Source organism: Variovorax sp. 38R (genome assembly GCF_014843395.1).
GTDB classification, from domain to species: domain Bacteria; phylum Pseudomonadota; class Gammaproteobacteria; order Burkholderiales; family Burkholderiaceae_C; genus Variovorax; species Variovorax paradoxus_H.
This window is the reverse complement of record NZ_CP062121.1, coordinates 1,970,400-1,986,771: the sequence shown is the minus strand read 5'-3', so window position 1 is coordinate 1,986,771 and position 16,372 is coordinate 1,970,400. Positions and strand designations below refer to the sequence as shown.

Annotated in this window: 7 protein-coding genes; all 7 read left to right on the top strand. The window is 67.7% G+C overall.

Translation table 11 applies throughout. From position 1 onward, the window contains the following. Positions 1–9 precede the first annotated feature (9 nt). The 7 genes from IG196_RS08855 (at position 10) to IG196_RS08825 (ending at position 16,353) form a co-directional block, all read left to right on the top strand. A complete protein-coding gene (locus IG196_RS08855; RefSeq protein WP_412556387.1) occupies positions 10–9,006 on the top strand; it encodes a peroxidase family protein in 8,997 nt (2,998 codons plus the stop codon). Positions 9,007–9,047: 41 nt separating this feature from the next. After that, positions 9,048–9,317, top strand: a complete 270-nt coding sequence (locus IG196_RS08850) for a hypothetical protein (protein WP_192195844.1) — start codon at positions 9,048–9,050, stop codon at positions 9,315–9,317. A 30-nt stretch (positions 9,318–9,347) separates the two neighbouring features. Next, the gene (locus tag IG196_RS08845) at positions 9,348–11,030 is read left to right on the top strand and encodes a type I secretion system permease/ATPase (RefSeq protein ID WP_192195843.1); all 1,683 of its coding nucleotides are present in this window, start codon (positions 9,348–9,350) and stop codon (positions 11,028–11,030) included. Positions 11,031–11,065: 35 nt separating this feature from the next. Then, positions 11,066–12,403 (top strand): HlyD family type I secretion periplasmic adaptor subunit, encoded by a 1,338-nt coding sequence (locus tag IG196_RS08840; protein ID WP_192195842.1) that lies wholly within the window; start codon positions 11,066–11,068, stop codon positions 12,401–12,403. Positions 12,404–12,437: 34 nt separating this feature from the next. Then, positions 12,438–14,222: a multicopper oxidase family protein gene (locus IG196_RS08835; protein ID WP_225616985.1), complete on the top strand. Its 1,785-nt coding sequence runs from the start codon at positions 12,438–12,440 to the stop codon at positions 14,220–14,222. A 29-nt stretch (positions 14,223–14,251) separates the two neighbouring features. Next, positions 14,252–14,905 (top strand): SCO family protein, encoded by a 654-nt coding sequence (locus tag IG196_RS08830; protein ID WP_192195841.1) that lies wholly within the window; start codon positions 14,252–14,254, stop codon positions 14,903–14,905. Between the two features lie 86 nt (positions 14,906–14,991). Further along, positions 14,992–16,353 (top strand): TolC family outer membrane protein, encoded by a 1,362-nt coding sequence (locus tag IG196_RS08825; protein WP_225616984.1) that lies wholly within the window; start codon positions 14,992–14,994, stop codon positions 16,351–16,353. Positions 16,354–16,372 lie beyond the last annotated feature (19 nt).

The following is a 16,372-nucleotide window of genomic DNA, read 5'->3' as shown; positions in this document are numbered from 1 at the left end:
GTCGACACGATGGCCGAGAAGCGGGCCGTGGCGGGCTCACTCGTCTTCGGCGGCAGCGTCGTCCTCAACGCAGGGACGGCCAGCGAGCGGACCTTCACCGCGGACGAGGCGGACCGTCTCGCCTTCCTGAACAGCACGGGCATCTACGCGATGGTCAACGGCATCACCACCACCGGTGTGGATGACATCGACCTGTGGATCGGCGGCCTGGCAGAAGAGCAGATGCCCTTCGGCGGCCTGCTCGGTTCGACCTTCAACTTCGTCTTCGAGTCGCAGATGGAGGCGCTGCAGAACGGCGACCGCTTCTACTACCTCTCGCGTCTGGCCGGCATGAACTTCCTCACCGAGCTGGAGAACAACACGTTCGCCAAGCTGGTGATGCTCAACACCGACGCCACGCACCTTCCGGCCGACATCTTCTCGACGCCGGGCCTGATTCTCGAAGTCGATACGCTGCGCCAGTTCACCGGGATCGGCCTGGACGGCCACGGCGACCCGACCGAGGGCGGCACCGAACTCACCCCGCTGGTGATCCGTGACGACCCCACGACCGCGGCCGTGGAAACCACCTACCTGCGCTACACGGGCGACGAACACGTGGTGCTCGGCGGCACCGATAGCAACGACACCCTCATTGCCAGCATCGGCGACGACACGATCTACGGCGATGGCGGCAATGATCGCATCGAGTCCGGCGACGGCAACGACCAGGTCGAAGGCGGCGCGGGCGACGACATCATCACGGACCGCGGCGGCGACGATGTGCTCAAGGGCAACGAGGGCAACGACGTCATCCACGGCGGCAACGGCGCGAACCTCATCATCGGCGGAGACGGCAGCGACTTCATCGTCACCGGCGAGGACGTTTCCGAAGTCTTCGCCGGCCAGGGCAACGACTTCGTCCTGGGCAGCAAGGGCAACCTGCCGACCTTGGGCAACGAGGGCCACGACTGGATCGAGCTGGGAACCCAGGACGGCACCACCGGCGACAGCGCCGATCCGTTCGTGAAAGACAGCGTCATCGGCAATGACGTCCTGATCTCCGGCGGCGGCTTCGACGAGCTGATCGGCGAAGGCGGCGACGACATCTTCACCGGCTCCGACGGCGAAGACCACTTCGACGGCGGCTCCGGTTTCGACTGGGCCAGCTACAAGTTCGACAAGTACGGCGTGACCGCCGACATGATCGTCAACGACTTCGTGGTGCCCCCGGTGGTCAACTCGAACGCCGCGATGATGGACCGCTTCGCCTTCACCGAAGGCCTGTCGGGATCGGCCTTCGCCGACTTCCTGCGCGGCGACGACGCCGACGCCGTCGAGATCCTGCAGGCCGGCTGGACCGGCAGCGTGCTCACCAACATCGCGCTGATCGACGGCCTGCAAGACATTCTGCCCGCGGGCATGACCTCGTTCGGCGAAGGCAACATCATCCTCGGCGGCGACGGCAGCGACCTCATCGAGGGCCGCGGCGGCAACGACATCATCGACGGCGACGCCTGGCTCAACGTGCGCATCGCCGTCTCGGGCGTGCCTGGCCTGACCAGCGTCGACAGCCTGAAGGAGCTGGTGCCGCGCATGCTCTCGGGCGAGATCAACCCGGGCCAGCTCAGCATCGTGCGCGAGATTCTGATGTCCGACGGGACCGACTACGACACCGCGATGTTCTCCGGGCCGCGCGCCAACTACACCATCACCACCGGCGCCGACGGCCGCACCATCGTGACCGACAACGTCGGCACCGACGGCACCGACACCCTGCGCAACATCGAGCGGCTGCAGTTCTCGGACGCGGTCGAGTTGCTGTCCGGCAGCAACAACGCACCGGGCGGCTCGGTCACGATCAGCGACGACACGCCGCAGATCAACCAGCTCCTGAGCGTGTCGGCCGCCCTCACCGATGCGGACAACCCTGGCGGCACGGTCACCGGACCGATCAGCTACACGTGGCAGTACGAGGCCGACCCGGTGCGTGCGCCGGGCGTGTTCCGCGACATCATCGACCTGGGCGGCGGCCAGCCCGCCACGGTGAACGGCACGACCTTCCGGGTCACCGCGCCCTTCGACGGCCTGGCCATCCGGGTGCGGGCCGTCTACCGCGATGCCGACGGCGTGCTGGAAACCGTGTACTCCACGCCCACCGCCGCCGTCTCCGGCGTGGCCACCGTCGTGCCACCGGCGCCACCGCCCTCCTCCGCGCTGGTCGACAGCACGGGCGTGCGCTTCCTCCAGTCCGACCTCCAGTTCATCCTGGAGCAGATCAAGATCTCGGAGCGACACGCCAGCGGTGAGGCACTGACCGACATCCTGGACAACGCGCGCGCGCCGCTCGGCCTGCGCACGGTGGACGGCTCCTACAACAACCTGGTGCAGGGCCAGTCCGGATTCGGCGCCGCGGACCAGTTGTTCCCGCGCCTGGTCGATCCGGTGTTCCTCAACGACCAGGACGGCGACACCATCAACCTCGGCCCGGGGACCACGCTCACCAACACCGACTACGGCACCAGCGGCCATGTGGTTGATGCCGACCCTCGCGTCATCAGCAACCTGATCGTCGACATGACGAGCAGCAACCCGGCGGCGGTGAGCGCGTTCGTCGACGCGGGCCTGGGCACGCTGGTGGACGGCGTTCTGTACGACCTGGACGGCGTGGCGATTCCTGTCGGCACCCTGCTGGTCATTCCGAACACGGCGCCGGACGAAGGCCTGTCGGCGCCGTTCAACGCCTTCATGACCTTCTTCGGCCAGTTCTTCGACCACGGCCTCGACCTCGTGGCCAAGGGCGGTAACGGCACCATCTTCGTCCCGCTGCAGCCCGACGACCCGCTCTACGTGCCGGGCGGCAACAGCAACTTCCTGGTGCTGACGCGCGCCACCCAGGTGGCCGGCCCCGGTGAAGACGGCGTCATGGGCACCGCGGACGACACCACGCACGAGGCCAGGAGCCTCACGACACCGTTCATCGACCAGAACCAGACCTACAGTTCGCATCCCTCGCACCAGGTCTTCCTGCGCGCCTATGAGCTCAACGCCGAAGGCAAGCCGGTGGCCACCGGACGGCTGATCACCAACCGCGACCTCGGCGCCGACGGCCTCTTCGGCACGGCCGACGACATCGAACTGGGTGGCATGGCCACCTGGGCGGTGGTCAAGGCGCAGGCGCGCGACCTGCTGGGCATTGCGCTGGACAATGCCGACGCGCTCAACCTGCCGCTGCTGGCGGCCGACGAGTACGGCAACTTCATCCCCGACCCGGTGACCGGCTTCGCGCAGATCGTGCTGCAGGCTGGCGGCACCCTGGCATCGGGCTCGCCGGGCACGCCGATCGATGCGAGCCTGGCCGTGCGCACGGGCCATGTGTTCCTGGCCGACATCGCCCACACCGCCAACCCGGTGAGCAGCCAGGGCGTCGCGCTGACGGCCGATGCCGATGACGTGGTCGGCGGCACGCCGGCCGCGGGCTTCTACGACGACGAGCTGCTCGACGCGCACTTCATCGCCGGCGACGGGCGGGTCAACGAGAACATTGCGCTGACCGGCATGCACCATGTGTTCCATGCCGAGCACAACCGGCTGGTCGAGCACACCAAGGCCGTGATCATGGCCTCGGGCGACGCGGCCTTCATTGCCGAATGGCACCTGCCCGATGGCTCGTGGGACGGCGAACGCCTGTTCCAGGCGGCCCGCTTCGGCACCGAGATGCAGTACCAGCACCTGGTGTTCGAGGAATTCGCGCGCAAGGTGCAGCCGCAGATCGACATCTTCTTTGCCGCCACCCAGGTCTACGACACCGAGATCGATCCGTCGATCGTCGCCGAGTTCGCCCACACGGTGTACCGCTTCGGCCACTCGATGCTGACGGAAACGGTCGACCGCTTCGACGTCGACTTCAACGTGATCGGCGGCACAGCCGACCCGACCCAGCAGCTCGGGCTGATCGAGGCCTTCCTCAACCCGCTCGCGTTCGCTGCAGGCGGCATCACGGCCGACGAGGCCGCCGGTGCCCTGGCGCGTGGCCTCACGCGCCAGCAAGGCAACGAGATCGACGAGTTCGTGACCGAGGCCTTGCGCAACAACCTGCTGGGCCTGCCGCTCGACCTGGCGACGATCAACATCGTGCGCGGGCGCGACACCGGCGTGCCGACACTCAACGCCGCGCGGCGCGACTTCTATGGCGTGACCGGAGACAGCCAACTCAAGCCCTACGCGAACTGGGTCGACTTCATGGAGCACATCAAGCATGAAGCCTCGGTGGTCAACTTCATTGCAGCCTACGGCGTGCACGCCAGCCTGGCCGCCGCCGACACCCTGGCCGAGAAGCGCGCGGCGGCGGTGGCGCTGGTCTACGGCGGCATCGGTGCGCCGGAAGACCGGCTCGACTTCCTGTTCGGGCGCAATGCCTACGCCGACCAGGCCGGCATCACGACCACCGGCGTCGACGACATCGACCTGTGGATCGGCGGCCTGGCCGAAAAGCAGATGCCGTTCGGCGGGCTGCTCGGCTCGACCTTCAACTTCGTCTTCGAGGAGCAGATGGAGAAGCTCCAGGACGGTGACCGCTTCTACTACCTGGAGCGCACGCAGGGCCTGAACTTCCTCACCGAGCTGGAGAACAACTCTTTCGCCCGGATGGTGATGGCCAACACCGATGCCGAGCACCTGCCAGGCGACATCTTCACGACGCCGGGATACACGCTGGAAGTGGATTCGTCCCGGCAGTTCACGGGCCTCGGGCTCGGCGGGCGCGACGATCCGACGGGCGAAGGCAGCCTCACGCCGGTGGTGCTGCGCAACAACCCGGGCACCGAAGCGGCCGACGCCAACTACCTGCAGTACAGCGGCGAGGACCACGTCGTGCTGGGCGGCACCGCGGGCAACGACACCATCATCTCCAGCCTGGGCGACGACACGCTCTGGGGCGACGCCGGCAATGACCGGCTCGAAGGCGGCGATGGCAACGACTTCGTCTTCGGCGGGGCCGGCGACGACATCATGACGGACCTGGGTGGCGACGACAACATGCAGGGCGGCGACGGCAACGACGCCATCCACGGCGGCAACGGCCTCAACCTGATCCTGGGCGGCCACGGCAACGACTTCATCGTCACCGGCGAAGATCCGTCCGAGGCGTTCGGCGGAACGGGCAACGACTTCATCCTCGGGGCCCGGGCCAACGAGTTCGTCTTCGGCAACGAGGGTGACGACTGGATCGAGCACGGCATGGCCGACGGCAGCGCCGGCGAGAACTTCGACGCCTTCGCCCGCGACCAGGTGGTGGGCCACGACGTCTTCATCGGCAACTCGATCTCCGACCGGATGGACGGCGAAGGTGGCGACGACATCATGTTCGGCAACGGTGGGCAGGTGGACCGCTACGAAGGGGGCTCCGGCTTCGACTGGGCCGGATTCAAGGACGATGCCTTCGGCGTCACGGCCGACCTGTTCCTTCGCGCCTTCGACGAAACGCCCGTGCCGCTCTCGAACGCGACCGTGCTGGCGCGGTTCACCTCGGTCGAGGGCATGTCGGGCTCGGCGCATGCCGACGTCCTGCGCGGCGACGACAACAATCCGGCCGAGATGGCGCTGTCGGGCACCACCGGCAGCGTGCTGACCCACATCGAACTCATCGACGGCCTGCAGGAGCTTCTGGACGAGGTGCTCGGGGTCGGCATGGAGATGGACGGGCCGGTGACTTCGTTCGCCGGCAACATCATCCTGGGCGGCGGTGGCAGCGACCTGCTGGAGGGCCGCGGCGGCAACGACATCATCGAGGGCGATGCCTGGCTGAACGCGCGCATCAGCGTGCGGGAGAACGCCGACGGAACCGGTGCCGAGATCGCAAGCTACGACACCATGACCGACCTGGCGCTGCAGCGGCTGGTCTTCAACGGCACCTACAACCCGGGGCAACTCACCATTGCCCGCGAGATCCTGATGTCGGATGGGCCGGACTTCGACACGGCCGTTTTCTCGGACGTGTTCGGCAACTACGAGATCACCTTCCTCGAGAACGATGTCTGGCGCATCAGCCATGTCGTGGACGGCGTGGCCGGTTCCGACGGCATCGACGTGGTGCGCAACATCGAGCGCCTGCAGTTCTCCGACGGTGCGGCGTTCATTGCGGAAGAAGGCTTCAACTTCGACCCCGAAGGCCAGCTGACGATCAGCGACACCACGCCCACCCTGGGCGCGACGCTCACCGTGTCGGCCCTGGGCGTGACCGACCCGGACAACGTCAGCGAAACCAATCCCGACGGTGCGATCACCGGCCCCATCGCCTACTACTGGCAGGCCGAGGTTCGCCCCGGCATCTTCGAGGACATCCTGATCGAGAACGCCGGCGGCGAGGTGGCCCGGGCCACCGGCACGAGCTTCACGCCGCGCACCTTCGAGTTCGGCCTGGCACTGCGCGTGCGGGCGGTCTACAAGGATGCCAACGACGTGCTGGAGAACGTGTACTCCGCCGCCACCGCGCCGCTCGCCCTCAACGCCGCGGCCACCGGACAGCCGACGATCAGCGACACCACGCCGACCGAAGGCCAGACCCTCACGGCATCGACCCTCGGCATCAGCGACGTGGACGGGCTGACGGGGGCCGTCTTCAGCTACCAGTGGGAACAGGCCGTCAACACGGGCGTCGGCGGCGGCGGCGCCGGGTTCACGCCCATCGCGGGCGCCACCCTGGCGACCTTCACGCCGGGCGCCGACCAGGTCAACCGAGAACTGCGCCTGACGGTGAGCTTCACGGACGATGCGGGCGCGCTCGAAACGGTGAGCTCCGCAGCCACCGTGGTCACGGGCGACTTCATCGCGGCCAACAACGCCGCCCAGGTCCTCACGGGCACTGAAGGCCAGGACGTGATCTTCGGCGGCGGCGGCGCGGATGCCATCAACGGCCTCGGCCAGGACGACCTCATCGACGGCGGCGCAGGCAGCGACAGCATCGTGGCCGGCGCCGGCAACGACACCATCAACTACACGATGGGCGAAGGCACGGACACCGTCGACGGCGGCGCGGGGCTGGACACCCTGAACGTCATCGGAACGGCCGGGGCCGACGCGCTCGCGGTGAGCTACAACGCCACCTCGCTCACGGTGGTGGCCGGGGGCACGGTGAGCAATGTCGAATCGGTCACGGCCGATCTGCTGGCCGGCGTGGACACCCTGACCTACACCAGTGCCGCCGCCATCTCGGTGAACCTCACGGCCGGAACGGCCTCGGGCTTCACCTCGATCGCCGGCATCGAGAACGTGACGACAGGCGATGGCGCCGACGTGCTCGTGGGCAATGCGTTGGCCAACGTGCTCAACGGCAGTGGCGGCAACGACCGCTTCGTCGCGACGGTGAACGACGGCAACGACAGCTACGCCGGCGGCGGCGGCGTCGATACGCTCGACCTGTCCGCGATCTCCGCAGGCGTGACGATCACCCCGACGACCGCCACGGGCGCGCAGACGGGCACCGATGCGCTCTCCGCCATCGAGAACTTCATCGGCAGCCAGGGCGCTGACAGCATCGTCGTCAATGGCGGTGCGAACGTGATCGACGGCCAGGGCGGGAACGATGTCATCGACGCCGGCGGCGGCAACGACACCGTGACCGGTGGCGAGGGCAACGACACGCTCACCGGCGGCGCCGGCAACGACACGGTCGACGGCGGTGCGGGAGACGACCTCTTCCACTACATCGTCGGCGATGGCGCGGACACGATCAACGGCGGCGCGGGCGCCAACGACCGGCTGACCATCGCCGGCACGGCGCTGGGCCAGACGCTCGCAGTGGTCCTGGCGGGCACGGCGATCGCGTCCCTGGCGGGCGGCACCGTCACCGGCATCGAGGCGGTCACGGCCGACCTCCAGGGCGGCGCCGATACCCTGACTTACGGCGCCACGACCACGGCCGTCACCGTGAACCTGGCCACCGGCACGGCCACGGGATTCGAATCGGTGGCGAACATCGAGAACGTGACCGGAGGCGCCGGCAACGACACGCTGACGGGCAACACCGGTGCCAACGCGATGAATGGCGGCGGCGGCAACGACCGCTTCGTCGCGACGATCGGCGACGGCAACGACAGCTATGTCGGCGGGGCCGGCGTGGACACCTACGACCTGTCGGCCACCACGGCCGGCGCGACGGTGACGGTCAACCTCGCCACGAGCGCGCAGATCGGCACCGACACGCTCAACACGATGGAGAACATCATCGGCAGCCAGGGCAACGACACCATCGTCGTCAACGGCGGCGCGAACTTCATCGACGGCCAGGGCGGCAACGACACCATCAGCGCCGGCGGCGGCGCCGACATCGTGCTGGGTGGATCGGGCAACGACACCATCGACGGCCAGGCAGGCGACGACAGGCTCACCGGCGGGCTGGACAGCGACACGGTGGACGGCGGTGCGGGCGCAGACACCTTCATCGCCACGGTGGGCGACGGCAACGACAGCTATTCCGGCGGCATCGGCACCGACACCTACGACCTGTCCGCCACCTCGGCCGGTGCGACGGTCACGCCCACCTCTGCCACCAGCGCCGAGACCGGCACCGACACGCTGAACTCGGTGGAGAACGTGATCGGCAGCCAGGGCAACGACAGCATCACCTTCGCGCCCGTGGCCCTCCTGAATGCCGCGAACGTGGTGGATGGCGCCGGCGGCAACGACACCCTCAACACCGGGGCGGGCGCGGACCGGCTGACCGGCGGCACGGGCAACGACACCATGGACGGCGGAACGGGGAACGACGTCTTCGTGTTCGCGGCGGGGTTCGGCAACGACACGATCCTCGGCTTCGATGCCAGCGGGAACCTGCTCAACGGGCAGGACCGGCTCGACATCTCCGCGATGGGGATCAACGCGGGCAACTTTGCTGCCAACGTGTCCATCACCGACCTGGGCGCCAACACGCTGATCGAGTTCGACGGCCTGGAAAGCATCCTGATGATGGGCGTGAACGGGGTCGGCACGAACACCATCACGCAGGCCGATTTCGTGCTGTCGGCATGAGCACCGCCGACGTTTCAACAACCTCGATCACGGAGAAAGACATGAACGAAAAAAACAACGCAAGCCCGCAGCAGGCCCCTCGTTCCATCTCCGACCCGCGCGAGGTCGCGACGTTGGTCATGTCGCGCATCGGCATGGTCAACGCCAAGAAGGACGAGCTGAGCGTCGCCATCCAGAGCCTGTGCGATGCGACGCAGCAGCTCTCGCGCGCCTACTCGGCGCAGATGGTGACCATCGAGCGGCTGGTGCGGCGGGTGAAGTCGCTGGAAGCCGCGGCGCAGGCCGCGGCGCAAGACCAGCAGGTCAACTGAGCACGCCCCATAGAACCACAGGAGACGCACATGAAAACCCTGTGGATGGAACTGCGACCGCTGCTGCTCTACATCGCGGCGTTCTCCTTCTTCATCAACCTGCTGTTCCTGGTGCCCGCGTTCTTCACCCTGCAGGTGTTCGACCGCGTCATCTCGACCAGCAGCCATGAAACGCTGCTGGTGCTGCTCGCCGGGACCGGCGTGGCGCTGCTGATCCTGTTGCTGCTGGACTACGTGCGGACCCGGCTGCAGAACGTGGTGGGCATCATGGTGGACGAGCGGCTCTCCCCGCCGGTGGTCTGCGCCATCGTGGAGCGCGCCGCCCGCACCCCGACCGGCATGCGCACGGAAGGCATCCGCGACGTGGCGGCGCTGCGCGCCGTGTTTTCCGCCAACGGCCTGATCGCGGTGTTCGATGCGCCGTGGGTGTTCGTGTACGTGTTCGTGATCTGGATGTTCCACCCCGCGCTCGGCGTGGGCGCGGCGTTCTCCGCGGCCCTCATGCTGGGCCTGGCCTGGCTCAACGACCGCATCAGCCGCAGGTCGCTGGAGAACCTGCAGAACGAAGGGCGCCGCGCGGCGCAATACGTCGAGAGTTCGCTGCGCAACGCCGAAGTGCTGCAGGCGCTGGGAATGACCAAGCGCCTGCTGGTGCGCTGGAGGGCCTTGCAGGACCAGATCGCCGCCATGCAGACCAGCGCCAGCCGCAGCACCGTGGCGTTCACCGCCGGGACCAAGGCCGCGCGCCAGGCCATCCAGATCCTCATGCTGGCCCTGGGCGCGTACCTGGTGCTGAGCCAGCAGGCTTCCGCCGGCGTGATGATCGCCACCAGCATCCTGCTGGGCCGCGCGGTGCAGCCGGTGGAGCAGCTCGTGGGCAGCTGGCGCACGCTGATCGAAGCGCGGGCGGCCTACGGGCGCCTGCAGGAACTGTCGCAGGACTTCGAGCGCAGCGAGCCGCATGTCGCCATGCCGCGCCCCGAAGGACGCCTGAGCGCAGAGAACATCTCGTACCGTGCGGCCGGCTCGGACACCCTGGTGCTCTCGAACATCGTCTTCTCCCTGGCGCCGGGCGAGGCCCTGGCCATCGTCGGCCCGAGCGCGGCCGGCAAGTCCACCCTCGCGCGCGTGCTCACGGGCGTGTGGCGTCCCAGCAGCGGCAAAGTCCGCCTGGACGGCGCCGACGTGTCGTACTGGCCGCGCGAAGAACTGGGCCCCTACATCGGCTACGTGCCCCAGGACGTCGAGCTGTTCGACGGCAGCGTGGCGGACAACATCGCGCGCCTGGACAAGGTGGACTCCGAAGCGGTGGTTGCCGCCGCCCTGCGCGCCAACGCGCACGAGATGATCCTGACCCTCCCGAAGGGCTACGACACGCCGGTGGGCGAACACGGCTCGCGGCTGTCTCCGGGCCAGCGCCAGCGCATCGCGCTCGCCCGCGCGCTGTACGGCAACCCGCAGCTGGTGATCCTGGACGAGCCGAACTCCAACCTGGACGGCGCGGGAGAAGTCGCGCTCGCCCAGGCGATGAGCGGCCTGCGCCAAGCGGGCGTGACCTCGGTCGTGGTCACCCACCGCCCCTCGCTGATCGCCCACGTGGACAAGATCCTGGTGCTCGCCGCGGGCCGCATCCAGCAGTTCGGCCCGGCGAGCGAGGTGATGCGGGACATGCAGCGCCAGGCCCAGGCGATCGTGGACCAGAAGGCCGCCTGAGCGCCGCGCCGCCGTTGCGAACAAGGACATGCACCATGAGCACCGCCACACTTCCGATGCCTCCCGTTGCCGCCACGCGCAGCAGCCGGGAACATGCGCGACGCCTCGCGCGAAGCGGATGCTGGGTCATCCTCGGCGCGATCCTGCCCCTGGGCCTGTGGATGGGATTCGCCCCGCTCTCGATGGCGGTGGTGGCCCCCGCATTCGTCAAAGTAGACCTCAATCGCCGTCCGGTGCAGCACCTGGAAGGCGGCACCGTGCGCGAAGTCATGGTGCGCGACGGCCAGCATGTGAAAGCCGGCGATCCGATCCTGGTCCTGGGCGACGTGCGGGTGGACGCCGACCGCAACCGCCTGAGCTATCGCGTTCATCTGGAGCGTGCCATGCTGGTGCGCCTGGAGGCTGAGCAGGCCGTCGCCAAGACGCTCGCCTTCCCCGAAGACCTGCTGCGCGCGGCCAAGCAGGACGATCGCATCGGTCAGGCCCTGCTCAAGGAAACGGCGTTGTTCCAGGCCCAGCGCCATTCGCTGGACAGCGCGGCGACGCTCATGAGAACGCAGCGCGATCGCGTGCACCAGGAAATCGTCGCCGTGCACGCGCAGATCGCGCAGGCGCAGAACTCGCTCGCCCTGCAGCGGCAAGACCTGGAGGCCAACCGCGGGTTGATCCAGGAAGGGTTCATTTCGTCGAGCCGGATCTCCCAGCTCGAATCGGTGGTGATGGAGTACGCGGCCAAGCTCGAAGAGCGGCGCACGGAACTGGCGCGTGCCGCCCAGCGGCTGGTGGAAATCGACCTGAAGATCCAGTCGATCCGCAACGACTACGTGAAGGCCGCGAGCGACCAGCTCAAGGCCACCACGCAGCGCCTGGGCGAGATCGAACAGGAGCAGCGCAAGTCGAACGACGCGGCGCAGCGGCAGGTTGTCGTGGCTCCGGCCAGCGGCGAAGTGATCGATCTGAAGTTCACCTCGCCCGGCGCGGTGGTCGGGCCCGGAGAGGCGATTGCGGACATCGTGCCCAGCGACGCCCAGCTGATGATCGAGGCGCGCATTCGCCCGGAAGACATCAGCAACGTGCACCTCAACCAGCATGCGCGGGTGAAGTTCACCGCCTTCAAGTACCGCAACACGTCGATGGTCACGGGCAAGGTGACCTATGTCGCCGGCGACCGGCTGATCGAACGCCAGACCAACCTGCCCTACTACAGCGTGATGATCCTGGCCGACGCCGAGTCGCTCAGGGCCATCGGCGACTTCAAGCTCCAGGCGGGCATGCCCGCCGAGGTCTACATCGCGGGCGTCTCGCAGACCGCGCTCCAGTACGTCGTCGAACCCATTACCTCCACGATCCGCCGATCGGGACGGCAGATGTAGCGGGTCTGTTCTTTGTCAACGAGGGGAATACATCATGCGCAAGGATTCCAATCACCACGACCCCGTGACGCCCGTCGCCTACAGCAAGAGACGCACGTTCCTGAAGGCCTCGCTGGCAGCCACGGCGGCCCCCATGGTCCTGACCTCGGGCAAGGCCAGCGCACAGCCCACGCCGCTGCCGCCCAGCCCGCCGACGACGCCGTGGGTCGAAGACCTGCCCAACCAGATCACGCCGCTCGCGCCGCTCGCCACGCTGACCCCGGCCCCGACCCTCAACGCGAACATCGCAGGCGGCGAGTGCGGGCGTGCGCCGCACCAGCGCTACGCGGAACTGACCGTGCCCGGCAAGGCCGGCACGCCGCTGCTGTTCCAGCTGACGGCCAAGGAGAACCCGGCCTGGCTGTTCAACGGCAACAACCCCTACTACCCCCCGCAGCCCATCTGGGGCTATGAAGGCAACACGCCGGGGGCGACCACGCCGGGCCCCACGATCCATGCGCGCTACGGGCAGTCGGTCATCTGCCGCATCCGCAACCAGCTGCCGCAGAACCACACGGGATTCGGCTCGCCCGAGATCAGCACGCACCTGCACAACATGCACACGCCGTCGGAGAGCGATGGCTACGCGAGCGATTTCTACAGCGCCGTCCAGGGCGGCGTGACGCTGACCGCGCCGGGGACCTTCAACGATCACTTCTATCCCAACCTCTACGCCGGCTTCGACGAGTTCGGAGGCCTCGGCGATTCGCGCGAAGCCCTGGGGTCGCTCTTCTATCACGACCACACGGAAGGCGTGACGGCACCGAACGTGCTGAAGGGCATGTTCGGGCGCTACATGGTCTTCGACGCGCTCGACACCGGCGACGAGACCACGGGGCTGCGCTTGCCCAGCGGCGCATACGACTACCCCTTGAGTTTTTCGGACAAGCGATTCGACTCGGGCGGCCGGCTGACCTTCGACGAGCTCAATCCCGAGGGTGTGCTGGGCGACAAGGTGGTGGTCAACGGCAAGATCGAACCGGTGCTGCGCGTCGCACGCCGCAAGTACCGGCTGCGGCTGCTGAACGTCGGGCCTTCGCGCTTCTACGAGTTCGTGTTGCAGAACACGGGCGGCACCATCGTGTACCCGTACACCCAGATCGCCAATGACGGCAACCTGCTGCCGGCACCGATCGTGAACCAGCTGAGGGTGCGGATCGCCCCGGCCGAGCGCGCGGACATCGTGGTGGACTTCTCGCGATTCCCGTTGAACACCACGCTCTACCTGGTCAACCAGCTGACGCAGGTCGACACCCGCCGGCCCGGCGTGGTGCAGTCGCCGGGCACGCGCGTGCTCAAGTTCATCATCGATCGCCAGCCCCCGACGCCCGACCTGAGCGTGGTGCCGAGCGTGCTGCGCCCGCTGCGCGACCTGCCCAGTGCCAGCGCACTCGCCGCCCTGCCGGTTCGCACCTGGGTGTTCCAGCGCAACAGCGGCATGTGGAACGTCAACGGGCTGTTCTTCGATTCGCTCACGGCCAGAGCCAGGATCACCAAGGGCGCGACCGAGATCTGGGAGTTCATCAATCCCGACAACGGCTGGCAGCACCCGATCCACGTGCACTTCGAAGAAGCACGGGTTCTCAGCAAGAGCGTCAACGGCGTGAGCCTGCCCATTCCCGTGAACGAGCGCGGACGCAAGGATGTCTTCGTCGTCGGCGAACTCATGACCGTGCGGGTGCTCGTGCGCTTCCGCGATTTCTCGGGCAAGTACCTGATGCACTGCCACAACCTCACCCACGAGGACCACGCGATGATGGTTCGCTTCGACATCGTGTGAAGAACGCCGATGACTTTCAGGAGATTCTCATGAACCACCGCAGACACTTGTTCGCCGGATTGGGCGTCGCTTCCTTGTACGCGTTCGGCCTGCCCGCCTCCGCCGAGGCTCCGGCAACGGCTGCACGCCGGGGGCGTCGCATGCCGAACGTCGAACTGAAGACCCACACCGGGGCAACGGTGAACTTCTACGACGACCTGGTACGCGGAAAGATCGTCGCCATCAACATGATGTACGCGGACTGCGAAGGCATCTGTCCGCTCATGACCAACAACCTCCTGCGCGTGCAGGAGCGCCTGGCCCATCGGGTGGGCAAGGACATCTTCATGTACTCGATCACCATCCGTCCGGAGATCGACACCGTGGAGCACCTGGCCGACTACGCCGAGATGCACAGCGTGAACCCGGGTTGGCTTTTCCTGACCGGGAGCCGCCGGAACATCGACCTCGTGCGTTTTGCCCTGGGCTTCTACGACCCGGACCCGAAGATCGACAAGGAGCTCAATCGCCATACCGGCATGGTGCGCATCGGCAACGACGCCTATGACCGCTGGTCGATGGCGCCGGCACTGGCGGCGCCCGAGCAGATCGTGAGTTCCATCCTGCATGTCGATCGCAGCCCGGCCGCGATTCGCCGCGCGGGCAGCACCACTTCGCCGGCCGACCATCGGAGCACGGTCTGAACCAGCGCCTGCGCCGACCCCCACCCGGTGGACGGTACGCGCAAGCGTCATTCACCGGGAAGCGTCTCGTCCTGGCATGCGGTGCCGTGTTCGCAGCGGTCCTCGCGTTCCCCGTCCATGGCCAGAGCCTGGTCGAGATCTACGCATCGGCACGCGGCTACGACGCCACCTACCAGGGCGCGCGGGCCCAGTACGAGGCCAACCTGGCGCGTGCCGCGCAGGCCAAGGCCGGCATCCTGCCCTCGGTCGGGCTCTCGGCCGCTGCCTCGCACACCCGGCAGGACCTCTCGACGGAAGGCAGTGCGACGACGCGCGGGTTCAACACCCAGAACGTCGGCATCAACGCCACGCAGCCGCTGTACCGCCCCGCCAACTGGGCCACCTACGAGCAGGGCCAGCGCCAGGCCGAAGTGGCGCAGGCCGTGCTCACCATTGCCGAGCAAGACCTCATCGTGCGCGTGAGCCAGGCTTACTTCGACGTGCTCGCCAGCCAGGACAGCCTGTCCCTCGTGCGCGCGCAGAAGGTCGCCGTGGCCGAACAGCTGGCCTCGGCCAAGCGCAACTTCGAGGTCGGCACCACCACCATCACCGACGCACGCGAGGCCCAGGCCCGCTACGACCTGGTGATTGCGCAGGAGATCGCCGCCGAGAACGACCTGCAGGTGAAGAAGATCGTGCTCGACCAGCTCGTCGGCAACACCGGCAGCGTGCCCGTGCCGCTGGCGGCGCCCGTGGTTCTGCCCCCGCTCGCGCCCGCCGACATCGAGGTCTGGACCTCGCACGCGGATGCCGCACACCCTGCGATCCAGCAGGCCCGGCTGGGCCTGGACGTGGCCGGGCTCGAGGTGCAGAAGGCGCAGGCCGGTCACCTGCCCACGCTCGATGCGACCCTGGGCTACAACGTCACGAACAACCCCCAGGGCACCAGCACCACGCCGGGCCGCTCGCGGATCAAGGCCCTCACCGTGGGCGTCGCGCTCAACCTGCCCTTGTTTGCCGGCTACGCAATTGAGAACCGCGTCCGGGAAACGCTGGCGCTCGAAGACCAGTCCCGCTCGGTGCTCGAGGCCACGCGCCGCAGCGTCGCGCAGGCCACCCGGGCCACCTACCTGGGACTGGTGTCAGCAGCCGGCCAGGTGAAAGCGCTGGAAGCCGCCGAAGTCTCCAGCCAGATCGCACTGGAGGCCAATCGCATGGGCTACCAGGTGGGCGTGCGCATCAACATCGACGTGCTCAATGCGCAGAGCCAGCTCTTCCAGACCAAGCGCGACCTGGCGGTGGCGCGCTATTCGGTGCTGCTCGGCAATCTCAAGCTGCGGCAGGCCAACGGCACGCTGCTGCCCGAGGACCTGAACGCCATCGATGCCGCGCTTGCGACCCACGGTCGCACCCCGGTCGACAGTGCGGCGCCCGTCTCCGTGTCCAAGAGAACGCCGGCTCGCCCATGACGAAGCGAATGCTCTTCCG

Bases quoted from the DNA above. Each gene is read 5' to 3' on its own strand.
- IG196_RS08845 (WP_192195843.1), top strand. From the start codon at position 9,348: ATGAAAACCCTGTGGATGGAACTGCGACCGCTGCTGCTCTACATCGCG.
- IG196_RS08830 (WP_192195841.1), top strand. From the start codon at position 14,252: ATGAACCACCGCAGACACTTGTTCGCCGGATTGGGCGTCGCTTCCTTG.
- IG196_RS08855 (WP_412556387.1), top strand. From the start codon at position 10: ATGGCCGAGAAGCGGGCCGTGGCGGGCTCACTCGTCTTCGGCGGCAGC.
- IG196_RS08850 (WP_192195844.1), top strand. From the start codon at position 9,048: ATGAACGAAAAAAACAACGCAAGCCCGCAGCAGGCCCCTCGTTCCATC.
- IG196_RS08835 (WP_225616985.1), top strand. From the start codon at position 12,438: ATGCGCAAGGATTCCAATCACCACGACCCCGTGACGCCCGTCGCCTAC.
- IG196_RS08840 (WP_192195842.1), top strand. From the start codon at position 11,066: ATGAGCACCGCCACACTTCCGATGCCTCCCGTTGCCGCCACGCGCAGC.